The sequence below is a fragment of the Nocardia fusca NBRC 14340 genome, from assembly GCF_001618425.1.
In the GTDB taxonomy this organism is placed as follows: Bacteria; Actinomycetota; Actinomycetes; order Mycobacteriales; family Mycobacteriaceae; genus Nocardia; species Nocardia fusca.
Genome location: NZ_BDCU01000048.1, coordinates 71,651 through 91,716 on the forward strand (window position 1 = coordinate 71,651; position 20,066 = coordinate 91,716).

Here is a 20,066-nt window from a genome sequence, read left to right on the forward strand (position 1 = left end):
CGGGCCGGCGTCCGGCTAGATCACACCGTGCAGCGGCGGCGGACTGCCGTGCAGCAGGGCTCGGCCGAGGTGCTGGTATTTCCAGCGGACCGGGTCGTGCAGGGTGTGGGTCCGGGCATTGCGCCAGAAATGGTGCAGGTTGAGGTCGTCGGCCGCGCTGCGGGTACCGCTCACCTCGAACAGGGCGCTGGACACCTCGGTGGCCGCGCGGTCGGCCAGGATCTTGGCGGTGGCGACGGCGAGCGAGGCCTCGGCGACCCGTTCCGGCGCCCCCAGCGCGGCGTCCACCGCCGCACCCGCGGCCGCCAGCCCGGCCTCGGCGGCGGCGACCGCGACGGCCAGTTCCCCGAACCGCTGGACGAGCAGCGGATCGTCGATCGCCCGGGTCACCTGCGCCTCGAACCAGGGCCGGCTCTTCTCCCGGGCGAAACCGGCGGCGGTGGTGAGCGCACCGCGGGCGATACCCGCGTCGATCGCCGCGTGCAGCAGTTGCGCGGAGGCGCCGTAGGCGGTGGGCCGGTCCACGGCGGCGGTCCGGGCCACCAGCTGATCGCGTTCGACCACCACGTTCTCGAACGACACCGTGCCGCTGCCGGTGGTGCGCTGACCGAATCCGTTCCAGTCGTCGACGATCCGCACGCCCGGGGTGTCGGCGGGCAGGAACGCGACGTACTGGCCGCCCGGCAGCCCGGCAGTGCCCTCGGGATCGTCCAGCCTGGTCAGAACGGCCAGGTAGTCGGCGAACAGGGAACCGGTGCAGTAGTACTTGACCCCGTCGATCCGGAACTGCTGCCCGCCCGCGAGCGGGCGCGCGGTGGTGGCGATATCGGCGACGGTCGCGCCGCCGCGTTCGGACTGGGCGTTGGCGATCTGTGCGCCGTCCAGGACACCACCCAGATAGCGTCGCTGCTGGTCGGCGGACCCGGCCAGTTTCAGCAGGTTCACGTAGACGAAGTGGCTGTGCGGAATCTGCGCGATATTCGGATCGGCGACCGCGAGCAGCCGCACCACCTCCGCGACCTCGCCGGGCGGCAGATCGGCGCCGCCCAGCTCCGCGGGCACGGTCACCGCCAGCAGCCCGGCGGCCGCGAGTTCCCGCACTTCGGCGAAGGGCAGGGCGCGTTCCCGGTCGCGGTCCGCGGCGCCCACCGCGAATTCGGCCGCCAGTTCCGTGGCGACAGCGCGCGCCTGCTCGGCCGAGGCGATCCGGGCGGCCCCGACGGTGGTCATCGCCCCGCCACCGCTGCGGGGCGTCGCGCGGCCTCCAGTTCGCGGACCAGCGGCAGCACCTTGGCCCCGAAGTATTCGATCTCCTCCTGGAAGTGCAGGAATCCGCCCAGTATCAGGTCCACGCCCAGTTCCCGATAGGCGACGATCCGTTCGGCGACCTGTTCGGGCGTACCGATCAGCTTGGTCCGGAACCCGTCGTTGTACTGGACCAGATCCTCGAAACTCGAATCCGCCCACATCCCTTTACCGTCCCGGGTGGCGGCGCCGGCCTGCTGCACGGCGTCCCGGAAACCCTCGACCGCGGGCTTGTTGGCCTTGTCGATGATCTCGCGGAGGGTGTCGTGGGCCTCGCGCTCGGTATCGCGGGCGATGATGAATCCGTTCAGCCCGAACTTCACTTCCCGGTCGTGGGCCCGGGCGACCGCGCGCAGATCGTCGAGCTGTTCGGTGACGCCGTCGAAGTCCTTGCCGTTGGAGAAGTACCAGTCCGCGTGGCGTCCGCCGTTGCGGCGGGCCGCGCTGGAGTTACCGCCCTGGAACAGTTCGGGGTTCGGGCGTTCGGGGGTGTTGAGTGGTTTGGGCTTGAGTGTGAAATCGCGGATGCGGTAGAAATCGCCGCCGTAGTTCACGTCGTCCTCGGTCCAGATCTTGCGGATCACTTCCAGGAACTCCGCGCTGCGCCGGTAGCGCTCGTCGTGTTCGAGCCACGGCTCACCGAGTGCGGTGAACTCCCCCGCGAACCAGCCCGAGACCACATTGATGGCGAACCGCCCGCCCGACAGATGATCGGCGGTGGCACCGAATTTGGCGAGTACGACGGGATGCCACAGACCGGGATGGACCGCGGCGATCACCTTCAGCCGTTCGGTGGCGCCGAGCAGCGCCAGGCTGAACGAGGTGGATTCGTGCTGGTACTCGGCGCCGTAGGAGGCGGTGTAGCGGACCTGGGAGAGCGCGTAGTCGAAACCGTTGCGTTCGGCGGTCTGGGCGAGTTTCTTGTTGTACTCGAAATCCCAGCCGGTGCGCTGTTCGATATCACTGGTCACCAGACCGCCGCTGACGTTGGGGACCCAGTAGGCGAACCGGATCCGGTCAGTGATCTTCTCAGTAGTCATTGAGCCTCCTCAGGCTGGTCATGCGGTCTGCGGAGGCCGCAGCGAAGGCGGAGGTATCGCATCACGTTGCCTCCTCAGGCTGGTTCATGCGGTCTGCGGAGGCCGAAGCGAAGGCGGAGGTATCGCATCATGGAGCCTCCTCGGGCTTATACATGCAGTCCGCGGAGACCGAAGCCAAGGCGGGGTATCGCATCGTGGAGCCTCCCTGGAGCTGGTACCTGCGGTCCGCGGAAGCCGAAGCGCCGGCGGAGGTATCGCCTCGTCGCTGCGCCCACTGCTCGCCGCCGGCATCTGTCGTCCGGACGCCGGGCTCGGCAACCTCTGCACCCGGCGGGAGTCCAGTTCACCAGCGCGATTACGCAGGGGCGAGGGTTTGAATCGGCGGGAACCTATCCCACAGGTCCGCCCGGGCCCGGCGGCCGGGACAGCCCGTGGACCCGCACCCGAGTACCGGCGACCCGTGTCCGGTACTCGGGCTCGCAGCCGGCGGCCCGGCGATCGAGGGGCCGCCGAGTCGCCGGGGTCGGTGGGCCGGTCAGGCGGTGGCTGCGGCTCCGTTGTACTGCGACCTGCTGAATCGGCCGGCGGGCCGGAACCGGCCCAGTACCTCGGCCGCGTCCTCCCCGGTGACCTGGGCGATGAGCTGGTGCGCGTCCGCCACCGAGTTCACCGGGCGCGCCGCTTGCGGGCGGTGCAGTGTGCCCACGAGCGCCGACGCGAAGCGGGGGTCGGCCGCGGCCGCGCTGAAGAACTGGCCGCCGATCTCGGCGAACTCGGGGTCGCTGAGGAACAGCCGGGTGACCTTGGCGGCGTCCTCGGCGCGGGCGTCGAGGAACGCCTCGTACTGCGCGGTGATCCAGGCATCGTCGAAGGCGCCGTCGTGCGTGGCCGCCGCGGCGACCAGGCGTTGCGCCTGGATGAGCCCGCTCTGCGCCCCCTGCCCGGCGATCGGGTCATAGGCCACGGCGGTATCGCCCAGCGCCGCCACCGGATGCCCGCCCGCGGTGTGCCCGACCCCGCGCCGGAACAGCGGCCGCACCGCCCCCTTGAGCCAGGAGTGCGGATCCTCGGAAAGCACCTTCGTGGCGAGTACCTCCGGCAGGTCCCAGTCGAGGTAGTCGCGGTAGAGGTCGGTGACGATCCGGTGCGCCGATTCCGCCGAATCGGCGGCCGCGAAACGCTTCTCCCAGTCGCCGCCCGGCCGTGCCCAGCCCAGGAACGCCCAGGTCGGCCCGGCGTCCTTGTGCAGGTACGGCCCCCACCAGGCCTCGCCTTCCTCGGCGACGATGGAGAATCCGCTGCGGCCACCGCCGGCCGGGCTGCGGTGGGCGAACACCGACTCGTCGTGCGGGAGACCGGTCACGGTGACGGTCAGCAGGCTGCGCTGGGGCGCGTCGTACACGGTGCGGGTCCGGTCCACCTCGAACAGCTGGGACAACCCGCCCCGGCCGGTCGCCACCAGGGTGAGATCGTTGTCGGCGGCGATCGAGTCGAGCCGTTCGGGTGTCACCGGGTCGACGACGAAGCGGCCGCCGCGCTCGAGGAAGGTGGTGAGCCGTTCGTCGGCCTTGAGCCGGGTGTCGACGGCGAGACCGTGGAATCCGTCGAACGCGCCGTCGAAGGCGATCAGTTCCTCGCCGCCACCGGCGACACGGACCGTGAGGCCGCTGTGCAGTGGTGCGCGGTCGAGGTAGGTGGGCAGCCCGAGCGCCGCTTCGGCGGCCTGGGCCTCTCCGAAGATCAGCGCGGTACCGGTGGCCGGCACCTTGTCGCGCAGGTCGCGCTGGTCCTTGTCGCTGTAGACGGTGACCGTGAACCCGGCGTCGAGCAGGCCGAGCGCCGCGGTCACGCCGGTCTGCCCGGCCCCGATCACGGCGGCCTTACGGTGGGAGGTGTGCTGTGTTGTCATAGCGCCATGGTCACGATCACAGCGGCCGGGCTGCACTATTACACTCACCGCGAATTGATGCCGAACAACCCCGCACCGCAGCCCATTTCGTGACACCATCGACGGTTTCCGCGGAAACGGCCCGGGCCGGGCCGCTCTACCATCCGGTACATGACCTTCGACCTCGTACCGCTGACCGGCGACCGCGCCGAGGGGTACCGGCAGCTCACCGCGCAGGCCGCTGCCCTGCTGTCCGGCGAAGCCGACCGGATCGCGAACGCCGCCAATCTGAGTGCGCTGATCTACCACAGTCTGCCCGAGGTGAACTGGGCCGGTTTCTACTTCTACGACGGCCGCGAGCTGGTCGTGGGGCCCTTCCAGGGCAAACCGGCCTGCGTGCGGATCGCGCTCGGCGCGGGTGTGTGCGGTACCGCCGCACACACCCGTCGCACCCAGCTGGTCCCGGATGTACACGCTTATCCCGGCCATATCGCCTGCGACGCCGACAGCCGGTCGGAGATCGTCGTGCCGCTGATCGGCGACGGTGAGCTGGTCGGTGTACTCGATCTCGACAGTCCGCGCGTCGAGCGGTTCGACGAGACCGACCGGCGCGGACTCGAATCGATCGCCGAGGTGTTCGTGCGGTCGCTGTCCGAGCGCTGACCGAACCGATCCTATTGCCGGACCGGCTGGTCCTGGACCCGGCGGTGCAGACGCCTGCGCCGGTGTGGTGCTCGCCGCGCGGCTTCCTGGCGCACCTGCGCGACGAGGTGCTCGGGGACGAATCCGGCGATGTCGCGCCGCGAACCGATCACCAGTTTGCGCAGTACAGCCGCCAGTTGCGCCTCGGTGGTGCGGACCGAGGTGCCCCGGCGGATCGCGATGGCGCTGTTGGTCCAGCCCGCGGCCGCGAGAATCGCGACAGTGCGCTCGGCCTCGGACAGTTCACGCCACGGTTCGCAAACTGTGGCGCGCCCGGGCTCGTACGCGGAGCCCATGTGACGGTCACAGACGCCCAGCGCTACCGGGCGGGAGTCGCGAAGGGCCGGCATCACAGCGGGGCCGTGAGCTCGAGGTGGATCCCGTCGGGATCGTCGAACGACAGGATCGCAATGCCGAACTGCTCCATATCGGTGACCGCACCGTGTTCGACCCCCGCGGCCGCGAGTCGCTCGGCGGCGGTGAACAGGTCCTGTTTGGTATCCACCGCGAAGCTCAGATGATCCAGGCCGACCCGTTCGGAATCGAACGAATCACCGGCGGGCGCGACCGGGCGCAGGCCCAGCAGCATGGCGCCGGCCTGGAACACACATCCGCCGTAGAGCCGGTACGGATCGGTGCGCACCTCCGGATCGTCCGGGTGCCCCGGGGATTCGGCGACGATATCGAACCCGAGCACATCACGGTAGAAGTCTCGGGACCGGTCTATATCGGTCACCGTGAGGCGGATGTGGTGGGGGCCGTGGGTGGCGAGGACGGGCATGTGCACTCCGGAAAGGGTGTGGTGCGCTGGGCGGTGGCGAAGAAACCGACCAGGCCGGCCGGTGCGGTCTCTCCATCGCGAAAGCGTAGGACCGATTCACCCCGAACAGGAGTGTCGGAAACGACATATTACGTACTATTCCCGACATGGATATCCGGCTCGAGCGTGCCGCGCACCTGTTGCGGACGACGGCGCTGACGGTGGACACCGTGGCGGCGAAGGTCGGCTATCTGAACGGCGGTACGCTGCGCAACCTCGTCCGGCGGCGCCGCGGTATGTCCATGGCGGAGTTCCGGTCGGCCGGTCCGGTGTGGTGAACTTCGGGGCGATCCTCCCCGCGGCCGGGGTGCCGCCTCGCGCGCCGTGCTGTCGAGTGCGCATCCGCGACCTTCTTCACGCGTGGGCGATGAGTTCGGGATGCGGATCGGGTCTGCTCTTTCATGACCCGAAACATCGCTGACAGCGCGTTCGTCGTGGTGCGGAGTTCGCCGCCACAATCCGTGCGGACAACCGGCCCCGGGATATTCGTCACCACCGGTCTGCCCGACGCCGTCACCGGCGACCGCGAGCGACTCGACATCGACCGTGACGCACCCGACCTGCGACGCCTTCCGGTGACCCGATGACCACTGTCGACGTCGAGGAGATCACCTTGGGCATCGAGTCGTTCGGTGACGACGACGCGCCACTCGTTCTGCTCGCGGGCGGTACGACGATGCTCTCCTGGCCCGACGCGCTGTGCGAGCGCCTCGCCGCCGGCGGGCACCGTGTGGTGCGCTACGACCTGCGCGACAGCGGGGAGTCGACGACGACGGACCCGGAGGCGCCCGCCTACACGCTGCGCGACCTCGCCGCCGACGCGGCGGCCCTGGCCGACGCGGTCGGCGGGGGGCCGGCGCACCTCGCCGGGATCGGCGTCGGCGGGATGGTCGCCCAGGTGGCCGTGCTCGACCATCCGGGCGCGTTCTCGGCGCTCACCCTGGTCGGCACCCGCGCGGTTGCCCCTGGTCCGCCCGACGATGACCTCCCCGACCACGACCGGGCGACGATGAGCCGGCTGTTCGCGCGGCCGATGCCCGATTGGGCCGACCGCGAGGCGGTCGCGGAGTTCGCCGCCGCCGGTGCGGAGCTCCGCGGCGACGACCCCGTCGCCGCGCGCACACTCGCTGCACGTGTCTGGGACCGCACCCCCGGGACCGCACCCCCGGTGCAGATGGCCAACCAGATGGGCATGGTGTTCTCCAGGCTCGATTGCACACCCCGTTGGCGCGAGCGCCTGCCCGAGATCGAGGTTCCCACGCTCGTCGTCCACGGCCGCCGCGACCGGTTCTTCCCCGTCGGCAACGGCGAGGCGATCGCGCGCGAGATCCCCGGGGCACGGCTGCTCGTCCTCGAGGAGGCCGCCACCGCGATCCCCGATGTGTCGGTCGGTGAGATCGCCGAGGCGATGCGCACGCTCGGACAGACCACGGCGGGTGCCGCGCGGGTCCGGCCGCCACGTACTAGGTGATCAGTTCACCGGCGACGTTGCGCGACTCCTCGTCCGGCAGCGCGGTGGAACCGGGCCCACCCGGCCGATAGCGCGCGCCCCGATGCTCGGGCGGGAGCCGGTCCCCGCGTTCGAACAGCGCGTTGCGCAGTGTCCCCGGCACGTATTCGGTGGGATAGACGCCGCGTTCGGTCAGCACCGGGATCACATACCGGACGATGTCCTCGAAGGTCCCGGGCGTGACGGCGTAGGCGAGATTGAACCCGTCCACATCGGTGTCGTCCGCCCATTCCTGTAGCCGGTCGGCCACCGTCGCGCCGGAGCCGACGAACACCGGCCCGATCCCGCCGAGCCCGGCCCAGCGCCCGATATCGCGGACCGTCCATTCCCGGCCGTCGTCGTCGAACTCCTGGAACGCCGCCACCGCCGAGCGGATCGCGTTGCTCTCCACCTCGCCGATCGGGTCGTCGAGGTCGTAGCGGGACAGGTCGATCCCCATCCAGCCCGACATGAACACCAGTCCGCCCTCGACACTGGCGTAGGACAGGTACTCCTCGTGCTTGCGGCGCGCGTCGTCGTCGGTGGCATCGGTGACGATGGTGGCCAGGGCGTAGATCCGGGCGGCGTACCGGTCGCGGCCCGCCGCCTCCAGCGCCGCGCGGATACCGGACACCGTCTGCGCGAGTACTCGTTTCGACGGGGCGGCGACGAAGATCGCCTCGGCGTTCTCGGCGGCGAACCGCACCCCGCGCGGCGAGGCGCCCGCCTGGAAGATCACCGGCGTCCGCTGCGGCGACGGCTCGGACAGGTGCACGCCGGGGACCGTGTAGTGCCGCCCGGAGTGGCCGATATGGTGCACCTTCGCCGGGTCGACGTAGATATTGCGCACGGGATCGCGGACGACCGCGTCGTCCTCCCAGGACCCCTCCCACAGTTTGTAGAGCACTTCCAGGTATTCGTCGGCCTGGTCGTAGCGGTCGTCGTGGTCGAGCTGATCGTCGGCCCCGAAATTCCGCGCGGCCGAGGGCAGATACCCGGTGACGACATTCCAGCCGATCCGGCCGCCGGTCAGATGGTCCAGGGTGGACAGCCGGCGGGCGAACGGATACGGATGCTCGAATCCGGTGCCAGTGGTGATCCCGAAGCCGAGATGTTCGGTCACCGCCGCCATCGCCGAAACCAGCAGCAGCGGATCGGCCACCGGAATCTGTGCGCCGTTGCGCAGCGCCGCGCGGTCGTCGCCGCCGTAGACGTCGTAGGTGCCGAGCACATCGGCGATGAACAGGCCGTCGAACCGCCCGCGCTCCAGCAGCGCGGCCAACTCCGTCCAGTAGCCGAGCTCTTTGTACCGGTGCGATTGGTCGTCGGGATGCCGCCACAGTCCGGGAGACTGGTGGGCGACACAGTTCATATCGAAGGCGTTGAACCGGATCCGCCGGGCCATCACACCGCCCCTTCCGGCTTGCGCTCCCCCGCGCTCCAGGCGAACGGCAGCGCAGTGCCGTTCAGCAGGTGGTCCCCGATGGCCCGGGCCTTCTGGATGGCCGGGTTGTGCACCGAGATGGTGCGCGCGTTGCGCCAGTGCCGGTCCAGCCGCAGCCCCTCCGAGGTGATGGACGCGCCACCCACCTCGAACAGCTGCGTCGTGGCGGCCAGCACGGTATCGATCACCCCGAGCTGCGCCTGGGCCGCCGCCAGTTCGGCATCGATCAGTCCCTGCTCCTCGGTGGCTCCGGCGGCGAGTACCTCGTCGAGCACATCGGCGACCGCGAGCACGGCGGCGCGGGCACCGAACGCCGCGGCCGACAACCGGCCGATCACCTGCTGCACCAGCGGATCGTGGCGGGGCAGATCGGCCGCGGAATGGGTGTAGCCGCGGCGGCGCGCGGCCACCCATTCGCGGGTGTCGCGTTCGGCCCGCTGCGCGATACCGGCCAGCACCGCGAGCTGGAACAGCTGCAGGTAGGAGGTCGAGTAGGTGGCACCCGCGTCCCCGTAGCCGGGGCCCAGAATGCGGTCCGGCGCGATCGCGACCTCGGTGAACTCGGTGGTACCGCTGGCGGTCAGCCGCTGCCCGAAACCGTCCCAGTCGTCGTGCTGACGCACCCCCTCCGCGTCGGCATCCACCAGCACACCGACCCGCTCGCCATCCCGGTCGGCGGCGACCAGGATGTGATCGGCGTACAGCGATCCGGTGCTGTAGTACTTCGTCCCGTTGAGCACCCAGCCGTCCCCGGCCGGCGTCAACCGGGTCCGGTAGCGGTCCACCGCCCCCACGCCGGGTTCGGTGATCGCGTTCCCGACCAGCGTCCCCTGCGAGATCTTGCGCAACCACTCCTCGCGCGCCGGACCCGCCTCGGCGAGCAACTGGTCCTCGGCGAACACGAAATGCACACGCAGCGCCTGCGGCAGGTTCGATTCGGCCGCGGCCAGTTCGATCAGCTGCCGGAACAACTGGCGCACGCTCGCGCCGTACCCGCCGTATTCGACCGGCACCCGCAGCGCGCCGAACCGCGCCGCGCGTAACCGGCGCACTTCGTCGTGGGCGAGCCGGCGGTCGATCTCGCGCTCGACCGCGCCCGCCGCGATATCGGCGTAGATCGGCGCGAACACCGCGTCCAGATCGGTATCGGAGACAGGTGGTGCGGTGGAAGTCATCAATCCACGATCACCGACCCCGCGCTCCCCCTCACCGGTTACACGCAGCCAGATCGAAACACTCGCGGCAAAAAATCCCGCCGATTCCAACCGGTGACACCGCGCCCGTGGCCGGTCAGGATCACAGATCGGCCCGGCGAGGAGCTCGGCCACCGCACTGTCCGCTCCAGAGCCCCTCGAAGGAGATTTCCGGTGAGTCTGTCGTTCCACTGGTTCCTACCCACCTACGGCGATTCCCGCGGCCTGATGGCCGGTGGTCACGGCACGTCCATGTCCGGCGACCGTCCCGCCTCGCTGCGCTACCTGAACCAGATCGCGGGCGCCGCCGAGGAGAACGGCTTCGAGGCGGTACTCACCCCGACCGGCGCGTGGTGCGAGGACGCCTGGCTGGCCACCGCCATGCTGGTGGAGACCACCGAGACCCTGAAGTTCCTGGTGGCGTTCCGGCCCGGCCTGGTGAGCCCGACCCTGGCCGCCCAGATGGCCGGCACCTACCAGCGGCATTCCCGGGGCCGGCTGCTGCTCAACGTGGTCACCGGCGGCGAACCGCACGAACAGCAGGCGTTCGGCGATTTCCTGGACAAGGAGCAGCGCTACGAGCGCACCGGCGAATTCCTGCACATCGTGCGCGAACTGTGGGAGTCGCGGGAACCGATCAGCTTCGACGGCAAACACTTGCAAGTCCGCAACGCCCTGCTCAACAACCACCCTGACCCGGTACCGCCGGTGTTCTTCGGCGGTTCCTCCGCCGCCGCGGGCCCGGTCGCCGCGCAATACGCCGACACCTACCTGACCTGGGGCGAACCGTTGGTCGCGGTCGGCAAGAAACTGGAATGGATCCGCGGTCTCGCCGCCGAGCGCAACCGCACCCTCGACTACGGCATCCGCCTGCACGTCATCACCCGCGACACCTCCGAGGCCGCCTGGGCGGAGGCCGACCGCCTGCTCCAGGGCATCGACCCGGCCGATATCGAACGCGTGCAGGCCAACCTGGCGAAGAGCGAATCCGAGGGCCAGCGCCGCATGCTCGAACTACACGGCGGCCGCACCGACCGCCTGGAGATCGCCCCCAACCTGTGGGCGGGCGTCGGCCTGGTCCGCGGCGGGGCGGGAACCGCGCTGGTCGGGTCGCACGAAGAGGTCGCCGAACGGCTCATCGAGTACTCGCGGCTGGGCCTCACCCACTTCATCCTGTCGGGCTACCCGCACGTCGAGGAGGCGTACTGGTTCGGCGAAGGCGTGCTGCCGATCCTGGAGAAGAAGGGCCTGTGGCGCCGGCCGGTCGACCGGCCCGTCGCGGCCACCGGAACCCCCTTCGCCACCGCCTCCACCAGCTGAGTCGCCCCGCACCCACCCGCCGGACGTAGCCCACCGTTTTCGCCGGAACCGGGCTACCGTGAGCGGGTGGGTGAGACGGTATCTCTGGGCGAAGTCCAAGAGACCCTGCTGATTCCGCTGTACGGGCGCGCACACGACGCCCAGCGCAGGGACAGCATTCTCCGCGACACCAAAGCCATCGAACTGGTCGCGGCGATCGACTACGACTTCACCAAGTTCCGCGGGCCGACGCTGTCCGGCGCGGTACTGCGGGCCTCCATCTTCGACGAGTACATCCGCGGATTCCTCGCCGAACATCCCGCCGGGACCGTGGTCGACCTCGGTTGTGGTCTGTCGACCCGGTTCGACCGGCTCGACAACGGCCTGCTGCGCTGGTTCGACCTCGACCTACCCGACACCATGGCGTTGCGGCGAAAGTTCTTCTCCGACAGCGACCGGTACACGATGATCGACGGCTCGATTCTCGAGAACGACTGGTACGAACAGGTCCGGGAAGGCGGCAAGCCGGTGTTCCTGCTGAGTGAGGCCGTGCTGCTGTACTTCCCGGCCGACACCGTGCACCGGACGCTCGAACAACTGGCGGCCGGCTTCCCCGGGAGCAAGCTGGCGATCGACACCGGCGGTAAGGCGATGATGAAGAGCCAGGACCGCAACCCGGTCTTCCGCCGGGTCCCGGCCCGAATGCAATGGATCTGCGACGATCCGGGCGCCCTCGCGAAGTGCGGACTGCGACTGCTGGAATCGCGGGACTTCGCCTCACCTCAGCCGAGCGTGGGTCGTCTCTGGCCGCGCCGCTACCGGGTGGGGTCGAAGGTCATGCGTGTGGTGCTACCACCACCGGTGACCACCTACAAGCTGAACCTCTTCGAAACCCTCACCGACGACGAACGGCCATCCCGCAACCGGTGAACTCGTGGTCCGCGGCGACCCGAGAAGCCATGAACTCCATCCGCTGGCAGGCAAGTTGGCGAGCTACCAAGAATCAATTGACAGTACGTGAGGCTCAACTTACGCTTGGCCGACTCCGAGCAGTTGTTCGAGCGCTGGTCGGCTCAGGAGCATAATGATCACCTATACGACCCTCATGGGTGTTGCAGCCGGTCTCGGCATGATTCTGCTTTGCACTCTGGGATATCACCTGTACGCACAAAAGAGTCTGCCGACTTTCGATGGCTGGACATTCTCGTTCGCCGCCCTCGGCGGAATCCTGACAGTCCTCGGCGGTCATATGACCCTCACCTGGCCGTTGCAGTCACCGGAGCGGTTCAAGAACTTCATGTTCGGAGAACCGCTCCTGCTGTTCGGGGTCCTACTGATAGCCGGCGCGGTCCTTCTCCGGCGCAATGGAGCCAATCTCCTGGAACTACGCCGAAACGACGACGGCAACAAGGAATTCGACTCCTACCTACTCGCTCTTCTGCGGCCGGTCGTGTGGATCGTGTTCGCCATGGGCCTGGTGCTTGCCGCCTGTACCGTCGCCGCTTTCCAATACGATGTATTCGCGACGGCTCCGCAACAGGAGCCGTTTTTCGGCACCGGCCCGATGAAGAGTTTCCTCAGCGTGTCCCTCTGCCTGTTGTACGCGCTACCGGCGTTAGCGTGCCTGCTGGTTCCCTTGGTCTTCTACACCCGCAATCGCCTGGCAATGGCGGTCAGTGGAATCGCCCTGTTCATTTCCGGCGCAGGATGGCTTGCCACCGCGGTCCTTGTCTACTACACGCATATCGGTATGGACTTCAACTTCCGTTCCTAGTACTCCAGCCCGACTTTGTGGTCGACGATGCCGCTGGCCATCGCGCTGGGCCGGGGCGGCTGCCCGCACGAGAAGGATGGTGCCATGAGTGACATCGGCATCCGAACAGAGCCTGCGCCTATCCATCGCTCAGTGCTGAGTTACTGGCCCATCGCGCTGGGACTGGCGGCCGCGATATTCCAGATTGTGACCGGCGTCGACGCCGAGGCGGTGGCCATCACGGTCGCCGTTGCCGCCAGCTGCTACTTGGTCGCCGCAGTATTCAGTAGGCCGTGGACCGCTTGGGCGGCAATTCTGGGCGGCTCGATAGTCGTCGTCCTCAGCGAGATCACCGGAATCCGCTGGTGGATAGGACTTGCAGGTTACGCGGCTCTACTGCTCGTGATCGGTGTCCTCCGCAGGGCGCCGGCGCCGATCCTCGCCGCTCAGAGCCTCGCCATGGCCGGATTCGGTGGGATAGCAGTGGTCGCGGTTCTGGTGTCACCACGCTTGGGCGCGGCCCTGGCCGGTATCGCACTGGCAACCCACGCGCTGTGGGATTACCGCCATTGGCGCCGCAACGATGTGGTCCCTCGGTCCTTGACGGAGTTCTGCATGGTGCTGGATATCCCTTTCGGGATCGCAGCCATACTGCTCGCCTTCACGGGGTGACCACCGGTTCGGCCGGCCGGACGCGGCCTGTCCGGGCCGGGTCTTCAACGGCCGGGTTCTGTCCGCCGAGGAGGGCGGTCGAAGGCGACAATGCACCGGCCCACGACTCCCCTCTCCGCGTGGAGCACGACGACCCGAGCGCCCCGATACCCTCACCACCGTGACCCCCTCCCAACCCACCCCCCGGACCGCCCCCGGCACCGCCGTCGCGGACGCCGTCCGCGCGGACATCCTCGCCGGCCGGCTCTCCCCCGGTGACCGGTTGCGCGAAGTGGACCTGGCCGAACGCTTCGGGGTTTCCCGAGTCCCTGTCCGCGAGGCGCTGTCGCAGTTGCAGAGCGAGGGCTTCGTCACGCTGGTGCGGTATCGCGGGGCGACCGTGTCGGCGCCGTCGGGGTCGGCGGCCCGGGAACTGGTGCAGATCAGACGGGGCCTCGAGGTGCTGGCCGCGCAACTGGCCGCGCGAGCAAAGGGCGGGCCGGTGGCCGCCGAGCTGGCGCGGGTGGTGGAGCTGGGCCGGTCGGCGGATCTGAGCCATGCCCATGCGGAGTTGCCGCCGCTGATCCTGCGGTTCCACACCCTGGTCGCCGAGGCGTCGGGTAATCAACAGCTGGCGGCCATGCTGGAGCAGATTCTGGAGCGGGTGTCCTGGATCTTCGGGCAGCGGCTGGAGAGCCGCACGCATATCTCGTGGAGTGACCACGCGGCCATCGCGCAGGCGATCCTCAACGGATCGCCGGTGCAGGCGGGGTATCTGATGGACGAGCACATCGCGCGGGACGAGGAGCTGCTCGCCGATATGGACGCCGAGGCGACCTCGGACTGATCGGCACCAACGGCAAGGTTTGTATACAAGAATCCTGAGCCGACTGGGTCATCTTGCATAGTTCACAACCCTGGAACCTCTGGCAACCTCAGCGAAACAGTATTTGTATACAAATTCTGTGTTGCTTGTTTCTTCTGCCCGAGGCCAGGTCCCATGTCCACAGACGCTGCCCCGACTCAGTCGCCGCCGCTGGCTCCACCCGCTCGCCTATCGTTCTGGCGCACGTCACTTTTCGGCATCCAGCACGTGCTGGTCATGTACACCGGCTGCGTCGCGGTCCCGCTGGTTTTCGGCGCGGCCCTGGGGCTGGACACCTCCACCATCGCCACCCTGGTGAACGCCGACCTGCTGGTCGCCGGGGTCATCACCCTCGTGCAGGCCCTCGGTATCGGGAAGCTGCTCGGGGCCCGGATGCCGGTGGTGGCGGGGGCCTCGTTCACCGCGGTGACGCCGATGATCCTGATCGGCGAGGAATACGGGCTGTCCGCCGTGTACGGCGCCATGATCGCGGCGGGGATCTTCGGCATGCTGGTCGCGATCCCGTTCTCCAAACTGGTCCGCTTCTTCCCGCCGATGGTGCGCGGCGCGGCGGTCACCATGATCGGGCTGTCGCTGATCGGCAAGGCCGTATCCATGACCTTCGGTGACGAACCTGCGGGTGGTGCGCCGCTGGCGCTGGCCCTCGGGGTGGTCGTGATGATCATCGTGCTGATGCGTTACGGCCGGGGCATCGTCGCGCAGTCCGCGGTCCTGATCGCGCTGGTGGTGGGCACGCTTGCCGCCGCCGCGCTCTCGCTCACCGATTTCAGCGCGGTCGGCAGCGCCGCCTGGTTCGGGCTGCCCGACCCGTTCCTGTTCGGCACCCCCACCTTCCCGATCGCCGGAATCATCTCGATGTGCCTGGTGATGCTGGTGATCTTCACCGAATCCACCGCCTACCTCATGGCCACCGCCGACCATCTCGGCCGCCCCCTGGAACCGAACCGGCTCGCCCGCGCCCTGGGCGCCGACGGCGCGTCGGCGGTGCTGGGCGGCTTCCTGACCTCGTTCCCGGACACCATCTTCGCGCAGAACGTGAGCCTGGTGCGGATGACCGGGGTGTCGAGCCGCCGGGCGGTCGCCGTCGCGGGCGGTCTGCTGGTGGCGCTCGGATTGGTGCCCAAGATGGGCGAGGTCGTCGCCAATCTGCCGGGTGCGGTGATCGGGTCGGTGAGCCTGGTCATGTTCGCGACCGTCGCCGGGGTCGGCATCGCCACGCTGGCCCGGGTCGACTATTCGCGCAACGACAACCTGCTGGTGGTCTCGCTGGCGATGGGCATCGGCATGATCCCGGTGGTCGCGCCGGAGGTCTACGAGGGGCTGCCGTCCTCGGTCCGGATCATCGCCGGTGGCGCGATCACCAGCACCGTCATCGTGGCGTTCGTCCTGAACCTCGTCTTCAACCACCTCACCCCCGCCCGCGCCCCGAAGGAGACCGCCGCATGACCGGCATCGCCCTGTTGACCGTGCCCACCGCAGATCCCGGCGACACCCGGCCCTTCGAGGTACTGACCGACAGCGGCTTCCGCACCGGCGATCTCGTCTCGGTCATCGGCAAAACCGAGGGCAACGGCTGCGTCAACGATTTCAGCCGCACCCTGGCCACCGCCGTCTGGGAGCCACGGATCCCGGAGTCCGCGGTCACCGTGTTCTCCGGCGGCACCGAGGGGGTGCTCAGCCCGCATGTGAACATGTTCGTCCGGGACGAGCGCCGCCATGCCGGGTTCGATCGCGGCCTGGTCGCGGCGGCCCGCCGCAGCCGGGTCCTGGATCCCGGGGAGATCGGCCGGGCCGAGCAGGTCGATACGGTCACCGACACCGTGGGCAAACTGCTCGCCGAACTCGGTGTCACCCCCGCCGAGGTCCATCTCGTACTGGTGAAATGCCCGCTGCTCACCTCCGACAAGATCACCGCGCTGCACGCCGCGGGCCGGACTCCCGTCGCCACCGACACCTATGCCTCGATGGGCTGTTCGCGGGCGGCGAGTTCGCTGGGGATCGCGGTGGCATTGGGTGAATGCGATCGGGAGACCGCGCTGCGGGCCCTGGTCGGCGAAGCCGATGTCTGGTCGGCCCGGGCCTCCGCCAGCGCGGGCGCCGAACTCGACGACTGCCATGTGCTGGTGGTCGCCGAGAGCCCCACCGCCGCCAACCCGTTGCGCGCGCTGCACGGGCAGATGGCCGACGCGATCGACCTGGCCTCGGTCCAGCGGCTGCTCGCGCAGGTCACGGCGGCCGGCGGCACGGTGCGGCAGATCTTCGCCAAGGCCGAAGCCGATCCGAGCGGTTCGGTCCGGGGGCTGCGCCACACCATGCTCACCGACTCCGATATCAACGCCACCCGGCATGCCCGCGGCGCCGTCGGCGGGCTGCTGTCGGCGCTCAAGGGCGACGGCGCGGTGTATGTCTCGGGTGGCGCCGAGCATCAGGGTCCACCGGGCGGCGGCAGCGTCACCGTGATCTACGAACTCCCCACCCCCGAAGGGACCGATGCGCCATGACCACCACGACGCTGACCGAACCCGGGAAGACCTGGGAGATCGAGGAGTTCGAGAACGTGCCGGTGCCCGCCGACCGGCGGCGCGGCCTGGGCTCGGTCTCGGCGGTCTGGTTCGGTTTCCCGATGGTGCTGACCTGCGCCATATTCGGCGGACTGATCGTCTATTCGCTGGGTTTCGGGCTCGGGCTGCTCGCCATCGCGGTGGGCAATATCTGCATGATGCTCTACGTCGGCGCGCTGAGCGTGCTCGCCGGGCGCACCGGTAAGAACTTCGCGCTCTCGGCCGCCGAAACCTTCGGCAGAGCCGGGGCTTTCATCCCCTCCGCTTTCCTGGCGACCGTGGTGATCGGCTGGTTCGCTTTCCAGACCGGTATGGCCGGCGCGATCCTGCACGACACCCTGGGCTGGCACGAACAGTTGACCGCCCTCGCCGCCGGGCTCGGCTTCATCGCGGTGACCCTGCTCGGTATCCGGGCGCTGTCGGCGATCGGCATGATCGCGGCGCCGGTATACATCGTGCTGGGGCTGGTCGCGATCGGGCTCGCGGTCGCCGACGGCGGCTCCTCGCCCACCTCCTATCAGGGTCAGGCCGGCGCGGCCGCGATGAGTTTCGGGGCGGCGGTCACCCTGGTCATCGCCTCCTTCATCGACTCCGGCACCATGACCGCCGATTTCACCCGCTGGTCCCGCAACGGCCGCGAAGCCTTCCTCGCCGCGGCCTCGGCCTTCCCGGTGGGTAATTCGATCGCTCTGGTGATCGGCGGATTCGTGGTCGCTCTGGGCGGCAGCGCCGACCCCGCCACCGACGGGGGGAACTTCCTCGGCCTCCTCGTCGACCACGGTGGGCTGCTGGTCCCGCTGGCCGTGGCGTTCGTGTTCATCAACCTGGGTTCGGTGTGCGCGCACTGCCTCTACAACGGCGCGGTCGGCTGGAGCCAGCTTTCCGGCGGCCGGATGCGGCGGCTGACCCTCGTCCTCGGCGCGGTCGGCGTGGTGCTGGCGGTCGCGGGTATCTGGACGTATTTCGAACAGTGGCTCAACCTGCTGGGCGTGATCGTGCCGCCGATCGGCGCCGTGGTCATCCTCGATCAGCTGGTCCTGCCCCGGTTCGGGCTCGGCGCGCGTGATCGCCGCGCCCGCTGGCACCGGCCGGCGTTCGCGGCCTGGGCCGGGGGCGCGGTCGCCGCCCTGCTCACCCATCGGTTCGCCCCGTGGTTGTCGGACGCCGTCATCGGTTTCGCGGCCGCCGCACTGATTTTCACCCTCGGCGCGGCACTCACCGCGCGACGCGACAAGGAGCTCACCGCATGACCACCACCACCGTGGACGCCACCCCCTACACCTGGCCGTTCGACGGCCCGATCGACCCGGCCCGCACCGCGCTGCTGCTCATCGATTGGCAGACCGATTTCTGCGGCCCCGGCGGCTACGTCGATCAGATGGGCTACGACCTGTCCCTCACCCGGGCCGGCCTGGAACCCACCGCCCGGGTACTGGCCGCCGCCCGCGAGCTCGGTCTCACGGTGATCCACACCCGTGAAGGCCACCGCCCCGACCTCTCCGACCTCCCCGCCAACAAACGCTGGCGGTCCGCGCAGGTCGGCGCGGAGATCGGCAGCGTGGGCCCGTGCGGGCGGATCCTGGTGCGCGGTGAACCGGGCTGGGAGATCGTGCCCGAGGTCGCGCCGATCCCCGGTGAACCGGTCGTCGACAAGCCCGGCAAGGGCGCCTTCTACGCCACCGATCTCGACCTGCTGCTGCGCGGCGCGGGGATAACCCACATCGTCCTCACCGGCATCACCACCGATGTCTGCGTGCACACCACCATGCGCGAGGCCAACGACCGCGGCTACGAATGCCTGATCCTCTCCGACTGCACCGGGGCCACCGACCGCACACACCATGAGGCGGCCTTGAGCATGGTCACCATGCAGGGCGGCATCTTCGGCGCGGTCGCCACCTCCGACCAGTTGCTGGCCGCCCTCGGGCAGCAGTCCGTCCTCGCATGAGAGTCGTCCTGATCCACGGCGTGGCCACCGACAGCCGGGTGTGGGCGGGCACGATCGCCGCCCTCGGCCCGGCCGTCGAGGTCCACGCCCCCGACCGGCCGCAGTCGGGCGATATGGACACCGAGATCGCCGCCCTCGCGCCGCTGTGCGCGGGGGCGCTCGTGGTGGGGGTCAGCGGCGGTGCGACCCTGGGCCTGGAGCTGGCCGCCCGCGGTGTCGAATTCGCCCGGGCGCTGCTGCACGAACCGGCGGCCGGGTCGCTGGCGCCGGGCCTGCTCGACGAGGTGGCCCTGGCGTTCCGGCGGCAGGGCGTGGCCGGATTCGGCGGGGCTCTCTACGGTCCGAGCTGGACACCGGAACTCACGACGGCCTCGCGGGACACCGTCGCCGGAGAGCTCGCGATGTTCCGCGCGTTCGAACCCGGGCCGGTGGGCCGGTCGGCGGACCGGATCACGCTGACCGTAGGCCGCTATTCGTCGCCGGCCCGGCACCGATCCGTCCGCGATCTGGGCGCGACGTTCGGTATCGAGTCGCGGGTCCTCTCCGGCGCCGGCCACGCGGCACACCTGGAGATCCCCGGTCAGTTGGCGCACTGGGTCCGGCGGCGCTGCGGCGCCGACCTCGGCTCGTACTGTCTACCCCCTTTCCCGTGAACGGCGGCAAATAAAACGAATGGTCATACGCTATTCCTCCGGCCACGGGCGCCGAGTCCGGCCCGATCGGACAGGCGCCCGATTCCGTTTGTGCGCGCAGCACGAGAGCGCGCCGATGTTTCATGACGCCGGCCCATAGGCGACGCCGCCGGGCCGCCTTACGATGGCACTGCCAAGTCCGATCGGGCACCTCCTTCGTGCGATGCCACTGGGGATTTCGGCACCGATCGGAGTTCGAGATGTTGTGCGGTGGAGAGACACGATGCCGGTGAAAGCCCAACAGGCCGGCCGCTGAATCTCCCTCGAGCCCCCGCCGGTTCATTCCACACCGAATCCATCGCGAAAGTACGACTCACCAATGCACGTTCAGCTGTATCGCGCGCCCGGAATTGGATGCTCGTCGGTCCACGGCCGCGCAGAAGGTTCCCGGACCG

21 protein-coding genes are annotated in these 20,066 nt (G+C 69.2%); 14 read left to right on the forward strand and 7 right to left on the reverse strand.

The window, feature by feature from the left end; all coding sequences use genetic code 11:
- Nucleotides 1-15 precede the first annotated feature (15 nt).
- The 3 genes from NF4_RS28580 to NF4_RS28590 form a co-directional block, all read right to left on the reverse strand.
- Entirely contained in the window at nt 16-1,230 is a 1,215-nt protein-coding gene (locus NF4_RS28580; protein ID WP_063130475.1) for an SfnB family sulfur acquisition oxidoreductase, read from the reverse strand.
- Nucleotides 1,227-2,345: a dimethylsulfone monooxygenase SfnG gene (gene sfnG, locus NF4_RS28585; protein ID WP_063130476.1), complete on the reverse strand. Its 1,119-nt coding sequence runs from the start codon at nt 2,343-2,345 to the stop codon at nt 1,227-1,229. The genes NF4_RS28580 and sfnG overlap by 4 nt, the downstream gene beginning before the upstream one ends.
- Before the next feature lie 535 nt (nt 2,346-2,880).
- Nucleotides 2,881-4,254, reverse strand: coding sequence for a styrene monooxygenase/indole monooxygenase family protein (locus NF4_RS28590; RefSeq protein ID WP_063130477.1), 1,374 nt, complete (start codon nt 4,252-4,254; stop codon nt 2,881-2,883).
- Between the two features lie 150 nt (nt 4,255-4,404).
- On the opposite strand from NF4_RS28590, the gene msrC reads away from it, so the two are divergent.
- A complete protein-coding gene (msrC, locus tag NF4_RS28595; RefSeq protein ID WP_063130478.1) occupies nt 4,405-4,896 on the forward strand; it encodes a free L-methionine (R)-S-oxide reductase MsrC in 492 nt (163 codons plus the stop codon).
- 11 nt (nt 4,897-4,907) lie between these two features.
- On the opposite strand, the gene NF4_RS28600 is transcribed toward msrC, so the two are convergent.
- Together NF4_RS28600 and NF4_RS28605 are read right to left on the reverse strand one after the other, a co-directional pair.
- Nucleotides 4,908-5,231, reverse strand: coding sequence for a helix-turn-helix domain-containing protein (locus NF4_RS28600; RefSeq protein ID WP_063130479.1), 324 nt, complete (start codon nt 5,229-5,231; stop codon nt 4,908-4,910).
- Between the two features lie 53 nt (nt 5,232-5,284).
- A complete protein-coding gene (locus tag NF4_RS28605; RefSeq protein ID WP_063130480.1) occupies nt 5,285-5,716 on the reverse strand; it encodes a VOC family protein in 432 nt (143 codons plus the stop codon).
- A 146-nt stretch (nt 5,717-5,862) separates the two neighbouring features.
- On the opposite strand from NF4_RS28605, the gene NF4_RS37020 reads away from it, so the two are divergent.
- From NF4_RS37020 to NF4_RS28615, 3 genes are all read left to right on the forward strand, one after another.
- Entirely contained in the window at nt 5,863-6,033 is a 171-nt protein-coding gene (locus NF4_RS37020; protein WP_084533562.1) for a helix-turn-helix domain-containing protein, read from the forward strand.
- Nucleotides 6,034-6,156: 123 nt separating this feature from the next.
- Complete coding sequence (locus NF4_RS38855; protein ID WP_063130481.1) at nt 6,157-6,342, forward strand: hypothetical protein; 186 nt, start codon at nt 6,157-6,159, stop codon at nt 6,340-6,342.
- Nucleotides 6,339-7,226 (forward strand): alpha/beta fold hydrolase, encoded by an 888-nt coding sequence (locus tag NF4_RS28615; protein ID WP_063130482.1) that lies wholly within the window; start codon nt 6,339-6,341, stop codon nt 7,224-7,226. The genes NF4_RS38855 and NF4_RS28615 overlap by 4 nt, the downstream gene beginning before the upstream one ends.
- Here NF4_RS28615 and NF4_RS28620 read toward each other — a convergent pair.
- Entirely contained in the window at nt 7,219-8,649 is a 1,431-nt protein-coding gene (locus tag NF4_RS28620) for an LLM class flavin-dependent oxidoreductase (protein ID WP_063130483.1), read from the reverse strand. The genes NF4_RS28615 and NF4_RS28620 overlap by 8 nt on opposite strands.
- A complete protein-coding gene (locus NF4_RS28625; protein WP_063130484.1) occupies nt 8,649-9,863 on the reverse strand; it encodes an acyl-CoA dehydrogenase family protein in 1,215 nt (404 codons plus the stop codon). The genes NF4_RS28620 and NF4_RS28625 overlap by 1 nt, the downstream gene beginning before the upstream one ends.
- A gap of 192 nt (nt 9,864-10,055) precedes the next feature.
- Here NF4_RS28625 and NF4_RS28630 point away from each other — a divergent pair, with 192 nt between their 5' ends.
- From NF4_RS28630 to NF4_RS28675, 10 genes are all read left to right on the forward strand, one after another.
- A complete protein-coding gene (locus NF4_RS28630; protein WP_063130485.1) occupies nt 10,056-11,201 on the forward strand; it encodes an LLM class flavin-dependent oxidoreductase in 1,146 nt (381 codons plus the stop codon).
- Nucleotides 11,202-11,267: 66 nt separating this feature from the next.
- Nucleotides 11,268-12,110: a class I SAM-dependent methyltransferase gene (locus NF4_RS28635; RefSeq protein ID WP_063130486.1), complete on the forward strand. Its 843-nt coding sequence runs from the start codon at nt 11,268-11,270 to the stop codon at nt 12,108-12,110.
- Between the two features lie 154 nt (nt 12,111-12,264).
- Nucleotides 12,265-12,954, forward strand: a complete 690-nt coding sequence (locus tag NF4_RS28640) for a DUF981 family protein (RefSeq protein WP_063130487.1) — start codon at nt 12,265-12,267, stop codon at nt 12,952-12,954.
- 132 nt (nt 12,955-13,086) lie between these two features.
- Complete coding sequence (locus NF4_RS28645; protein WP_198165509.1) at nt 13,087-13,605, forward strand: hypothetical protein; 519 nt, start codon at nt 13,087-13,089, stop codon at nt 13,603-13,605.
- Nucleotides 13,606-13,765: 160 nt separating this feature from the next.
- Nucleotides 13,766-14,431, forward strand: a complete 666-nt coding sequence (locus NF4_RS28650; protein WP_063130488.1) for a GntR family transcriptional regulator — start codon at nt 13,766-13,768, stop codon at nt 14,429-14,431.
- Nucleotides 14,432-14,584: 153 nt separating this feature from the next.
- Nucleotides 14,585-15,916, forward strand: a complete 1,332-nt coding sequence (locus tag NF4_RS28655) for a nucleobase:cation symporter-2 family protein (RefSeq protein ID WP_063130489.1) — start codon at nt 14,585-14,587, stop codon at nt 15,914-15,916.
- Nucleotides 15,913-16,971: a cyanuric acid amidohydrolase gene (gene atzD / locus NF4_RS28660; protein ID WP_063130490.1), complete on the forward strand. Its 1,059-nt coding sequence runs from the start codon at nt 15,913-15,915 to the stop codon at nt 16,969-16,971. The genes NF4_RS28655 and atzD overlap by 4 nt, the downstream gene beginning before the upstream one ends.
- Entirely contained in the window at nt 16,968-18,281 is a 1,314-nt protein-coding gene (locus NF4_RS28665; RefSeq protein ID WP_084533564.1) for a cytosine permease, read from the forward strand. The genes atzD and NF4_RS28665 overlap by 4 nt, the downstream gene beginning before the upstream one ends.
- A complete protein-coding gene (biuH, locus tag NF4_RS28670; RefSeq protein ID WP_063130491.1) occupies nt 18,278-18,979 on the forward strand; it encodes a biuret amidohydrolase in 702 nt (233 codons plus the stop codon). The genes NF4_RS28665 and biuH overlap by 4 nt, the downstream gene beginning before the upstream one ends.
- Nucleotides 18,976-19,632 (forward strand): alpha/beta fold hydrolase, encoded by a 657-nt coding sequence (locus NF4_RS28675; protein WP_063130492.1) that lies wholly within the window; start codon nt 18,976-18,978, stop codon nt 19,630-19,632. The genes biuH and NF4_RS28675 overlap by 4 nt, the downstream gene beginning before the upstream one ends.
- Nucleotides 19,633-20,066: the final 434 nt, after the last annotated feature.

Bases quoted from the DNA above. Each gene is read 5' to 3' on its own strand.
- NF4_RS28615 (WP_063130482.1), top strand. From the start codon at position 6,339: ATGACCACTGTCGACGTCGAGGAGATCACCTTGGGCATCGAGTCGTTC.
- NF4_RS28640 (WP_063130487.1), top strand. From the start codon at position 12,265: ATGATCACCTATACGACCCTCATGGGTGTTGCAGCCGGTCTCGGCATG.
- NF4_RS28580 (WP_063130475.1), bottom strand. From the start codon at position 1,230: ATGACCACCGTCGGGGCCGCCCGGATCGCCTCGGCCGAGCAGGCGCGC.
- NF4_RS28590 (WP_063130477.1), bottom strand. From the start codon at position 4,254: ATGACAACACAGCACACCTCCCACCGTAAGGCCGCCGTGATCGGGGCC.
- NF4_RS28605 (WP_063130480.1), bottom strand. From the start codon at position 5,716: ATGCCCGTCCTCGCCACCCACGGCCCCCACCACATCCGCCTCACGGTG.
- NF4_RS37020 (WP_084533562.1), top strand. From the start codon at position 5,863: ATGGATATCCGGCTCGAGCGTGCCGCGCACCTGTTGCGGACGACGGCG.
- NF4_RS28655 (WP_063130489.1), top strand. From the start codon at position 14,585: ATGTCCACAGACGCTGCCCCGACTCAGTCGCCGCCGCTGGCTCCACCC.
- NF4_RS28600 (WP_063130479.1), bottom strand. From the start codon at position 5,231: ATGGGCTCCGCGTACGAGCCCGGGCGCGCCACAGTTTGCGAACCGTGG.
- NF4_RS28625 (WP_063130484.1), bottom strand. From the start codon at position 9,863: ATGACTTCCACCGCACCACCTGTCTCCGATACCGATCTGGACGCGGTG.
- NF4_RS28620 (WP_063130483.1), bottom strand. From the start codon at position 8,649: ATGGCCCGGCGGATCCGGTTCAACGCCTTCGATATGAACTGTGTCGCC.
- NF4_RS38855 (WP_063130481.1), top strand. From the start codon at position 6,157: ATGACCCGAAACATCGCTGACAGCGCGTTCGTCGTGGTGCGGAGTTCG.
- sfnG (WP_063130476.1), bottom strand. From the start codon at position 2,345: ATGACTACTGAGAAGATCACTGACCGGATCCGGTTCGCCTACTGGGTC.
- atzD (WP_063130490.1), top strand. From the start codon at position 15,913: ATGACCGGCATCGCCCTGTTGACCGTGCCCACCGCAGATCCCGGCGAC.
- NF4_RS28675 (WP_063130492.1), top strand. From the start codon at position 18,976: ATGAGAGTCGTCCTGATCCACGGCGTGGCCACCGACAGCCGGGTGTGG.
- biuH (WP_063130491.1), top strand. From the start codon at position 18,278: ATGACCACCACCACCGTGGACGCCACCCCCTACACCTGGCCGTTCGAC.
- NF4_RS28665 (WP_084533564.1), top strand. From the start codon at position 16,968: ATGACCACCACGACGCTGACCGAACCCGGGAAGACCTGGGAGATCGAG.
- msrC (WP_063130478.1), top strand. From the start codon at position 4,405: ATGACCTTCGACCTCGTACCGCTGACCGGCGACCGCGCCGAGGGGTAC.